The following is a 3684-nucleotide window of genomic DNA, read 5'->3' on the forward strand; positions in this document are numbered from 1 at the left end:
TTCGGAGACCACACCGACGCGCAGCCACAGCGACGCAGCAACAGGTGAAAGCCCAGCGGCTGCGACGCAGCAGTGCGTGAACGCCCGGCCGGGCAACGTAGGCGCGAGCGAACGCCCAGGCGCCGACGCAGCCACGACGCCTCAGGACGAGCAGCGACTCACGACTTGGGGGAGAGCAGGGCGCCGATCTCGTCCTCCGCGTCCGGTGCGGTGACGAACAAGAGCTCGTCGCCCGCCTCGAGCGAGCGCTCCGGGTCGGGCGTCTCGATCGCGTTGTCGCGCAGGATGGCCACGAGGACCACGTCGCGTGGCCACGGGACGTCGCGCACCAGGCGCCCGGCGAAGGGGGAGTCCTCGGGCATCGTCAGCTCGACCAGGCTGGTGTTGCTCTGGCGGAAGGTGAACAGGCGAACGAGGTCGCCGACCGACACCGCCTCCTCCACCAGGGCCGACATGAGCCGCGGGGTCGAGACCGCCACGTCGACGCCCCAGGTCTCGCCGAACAGCCACTCGTTGCTCGGGTGGTTGACGCGACCGACGGTCCGGGGGACCGAGAACTCCGTCTTGGCCAGCAGCGAGACGACCAGGTTGACCTTGTCGTCGCCCGTCGCGGCGATGACCACGTCGCACGTCTGCAGCCCGGCCTCCTCGAGGGAGGACATCTCGCACGCATCGGCCAGAAGCCACTGCGCCTTCGGCACGAGGTCGGACCGGATGGACCCGGGGGACTTGTCGATCAGGAGCACCTGGTGCCCGTTCTCGGTGAGCTCGAGCGCGACGGAACGGCCGACGGCACCGGCTCCCGCGATGGCGACGCGCATCAGGCCTCCTCAGGTCCGGACTCGAGCACGCGGTGGGCCTGGTCGGCGTCGCCCTCGCGCATGAAGACGGCGAGCAGGTCGCCCTCCTGCAGCACCGTGCGTCCGCTCGCGACCAGGCCGGACCCGAGGCGCGTCAGGTAGGCCACGCGGACCCCCGCGGCGTCCTCGAGGCTCGAGACCTCGTGACCGATCCACGGGAACGGGGCGTAGAGGGTGTCGAGTCGCAGCTGGCCGGACGGGTCGCGCCACGCGGGCTCCGACCCCGCCGGGACGAGACGACGCAGGACCTGGTCGGCCGCCCACGGCACCGTGGCGACCGTGGGGACGCCGAGGCGCTCGTACACCTCGGCGCGGCCCGGGTCGTAGATGCGGGCCACGACGTTGTCGACGCCGAACTGCTCACGCGCGACCCGTGCCGAGATGATGTTGGAGTTGTCGCCGCTCGAGACCGCGGCGAAGCCGTCGGCGTGCTCGATGCCGGCCGCACGCAGGACCTCGCGGTCGAAGCCCATGCCGGTCACGGTGGTGCCGGTGAAGTCCGGCCCCAGGCGGCGGAAGGCGTCGGGGTTGGAGTCGATGACGGCCGTGGAGTGGCCGCGCTCCTCGAGGCTGCGCGTCAGCGTCGAGCCGACGCGTCCGCAGCCCATGATGACGATGTGCACGAGGCGACGCTACACCCGTCGGGACCGGCCCGGAGCCCGCATCCAGGGCGACCGGCGCAGCGATCCCGACAGGTCTACGATCGTCGCTCGTGGGCATGGTCGAGTCCGTCAAGCGGACGCTCGTCGGACGCAAGCTTCGCAGCACCCAGCTCGGGGAGACGCTGCTGCCGAAGCGCATCGCGCTGCCCGTCTTCGCCAGCGACGCCCTGTCGTCGGTGGCGTACGCGCCCGACGAGATCTTCCTGACCCTGTCGATGGGCGGCATCACGGCCTACGCGTTCAACTGGAAGATCGGCCTCGCCGTCGTCGTCGTGATGCTCACCGTCGTCGCGTCCTACCGCCAGAACGTGCGCGCCTACCCCAGCGGTGGAGGTGACTACGAGGTCGCCACCACGAACCTGGGGCCCAAGTCGGGCGTCACGGTGGCCAGCGCGCTGCTCGTCGACTACGTGCTCACCGTCGCGGTCTCGATCTCCTCGGGGGTGCAGAACGCGACGTCCGCGGTGCCGTGGCTCGTCGGCCACGAGGCCCTGGCCGCGTCGGCGCTCGTCCTCCTGCTCATGACGCTCAACCTGCGCGGCGCCAAGGAGTCCGGCCGCGCGTTCGCCGTGCCGACGTACCTGTTCATGCTGGCGATCGCCCTGATGGCCTGCTGGGGACTGGTCCGCTACCTCCTGGGTGACCTGCCCCAGGCCGAGAGCGCCCGGTACGAGATCGCCGCCGAGGCGCCCTACGACTCCGCGCTCACCGGCCTGGCCATGGCGTTCCTGCTCGCCCGGGCGTTCTCGTCCGGATGCGCCGCCCTCACCGGCGTGGAGGCGATCAGCAACGGCGTGCCCGCCTTCCGCAAGCCCAAGAGCGCCAACGCCGCCACCACGTTGCTGCTGCTCGGCACCATCTCGATCACGATGCTCATGAGCATCATCGTGCTGGCCGACGCCATGCACATCCGCTACGTCGAGGACCCGGCCCGCCAGCTGCTGCTCGACGGCCGACCGGTGGGTGACGGCTTCGAGCAGGACACCGTCATCGCGCAGCTCGCCAAGGCGCTCTACAGCGACGCGGCGCCGCTGTTCTACTTCACGATCGCCTGCACCGGCATCATCCTCGTGCTGGCGGCGAACACCGCCTTCAACGGCTTCCCCGTCCTCGGTTCCATCCTCGCGCGCGACGGACACCTGCCGCGCCAGCTCGACACCCGCGGGGACCGGCTGGCCTTCAGCAACGGCATCGTCCTGCTCGCCGTCGCCGCGATCGCGCTGATCGTCGCCTTCGACGCCGAGGTCACGAAGCTCATCCAGCTCTACATCGTGGGCGTCTTCGTCTCGTTCAACCTCAGCCAGCTGGGCATGATCCGGCACTGGACCCGGCACCTCGCCGCCGAGACGGACCCCGCCGAGCGGCGCCGGATGAAGCGCTCGCGGCTCGTCAACGGGTTCGGCCTGGCCATGACGGCCACCGTGCTCGTGATCGTCCTCATCACCAAGTTCCTCGCCGGAGCCTGGATCGCGATCCTCGCCATGACCATCGTCTTCTTCCTCATGGTGGGCATCAACCGGCACTACCAGCGGGTCAACGCGGAGCTCGAGATCGACGAGACCGACGTCGCCCTTCCCTCGCGCGTCCACGCCGTCGTCCTCGTGGGCCGGCTCCACAAGCCGACCCTGCGGGCCATCGCCTACGCCCGAGTGGCGCGGCCGAGCAGCCTCGAGGGTCTCTACGTGGAGCTCGACCCGCACGACACCCAGGTGCTGCGCCAGCGGTGGGACGACCTGCAGATCCCCGTCCCGCTCACCGTCGTGTCGTCGCCCTACCGCGAGCTCGTGCGCCCCGTGGTCAAGTACGTCAAGGAGGTGCGCCGGGCGAGCCCCCGCGACATCGTCAGCGTCTACATCCCCGAGTACGTCGTCGGGCACTGGTGGGAGCAGCTGCTGCACAACCAGACCGCGCTGCGCCTCAAGGGACGCCTGCTCTTCATGCCCGGCGTCATGGTGACCAGCGTCCCGTACCAGCTGAGCTCCGCCTCCCGCGTCGACCCCCGCAGCACCATCGGCAGCGCACCCGGCGACGTGCGCCGCGGCATCGGGGACCGGCCCGGCCCGGACGGACCCGCATGAGCGCGGTCCTCCCGATCGTCCAGGTGGGGCCCGTCGCCCACGGTGCGACTTCGGTGGGCTCCGGACCCCGTGGGACAGTTCTCG

The 3684-nt window shown here is 70.7% G+C and carries 3 protein-coding genes; 1 reads left to right on the top strand and 2 read right to left on the bottom strand.

Annotated elements, in window-relative coordinates; genetic code table 11:
- Positions 1-158: 158 nt before the first annotated feature.
- On the bottom strand, positions 159-821 hold the full coding sequence (locus ASF38_RS15420) for a TrkA family potassium uptake protein (RefSeq protein ID WP_055967886.1): 663 nt from the start codon (positions 819-821) through the stop codon (positions 159-161).
- Positions 821-1468: a TrkA family potassium uptake protein gene (locus ASF38_RS15425; RefSeq protein ID WP_369797016.1), complete on the bottom strand. Its 648-nt coding sequence runs from the start codon at positions 1466-1468 to the stop codon at positions 821-823. The genes ASF38_RS15420 and ASF38_RS15425 overlap by 1 nt, the downstream gene beginning before the upstream one ends.
- Before the next feature lie 110 nt (positions 1469-1578).
- On the opposite strand from ASF38_RS15425, the gene ASF38_RS15430 reads away from it, so the two are divergent.
- Positions 1579-3600, top strand: coding sequence for an APC family permease (locus tag ASF38_RS15430; protein WP_055967892.1), 2022 nt, complete (start codon positions 1579-1581; stop codon positions 3598-3600).
- Positions 3601-3684: the final 84 nt, after the last annotated feature.

The sequence above is a fragment of the Aeromicrobium sp. Leaf272 genome (genome assembly GCF_001422865.1).
Lineage (GTDB): Bacteria > Actinomycetota > Actinomycetes > Propionibacteriales > Nocardioidaceae > Aeromicrobium.

Bases quoted from the DNA above. Each gene is read 5' to 3' on its own strand.
- ASF38_RS15420 (WP_055967886.1), bottom strand. From the start codon at position 821: ATGCGCGTCGCCATCGCGGGAGCCGGTGCCGTCGGCCGTTCCGTCGCG.
- ASF38_RS15425 (WP_369797016.1), bottom strand. From the start codon at position 1,468: ATGGGCTGCGGACGCGTCGGCTCGACGCTGACGCGCAGCCTCGAGGAG.
- ASF38_RS15430 (WP_055967892.1), top strand. From the start codon at position 1,579: ATGGTCGAGTCCGTCAAGCGGACGCTCGTCGGACGCAAGCTTCGCAGC.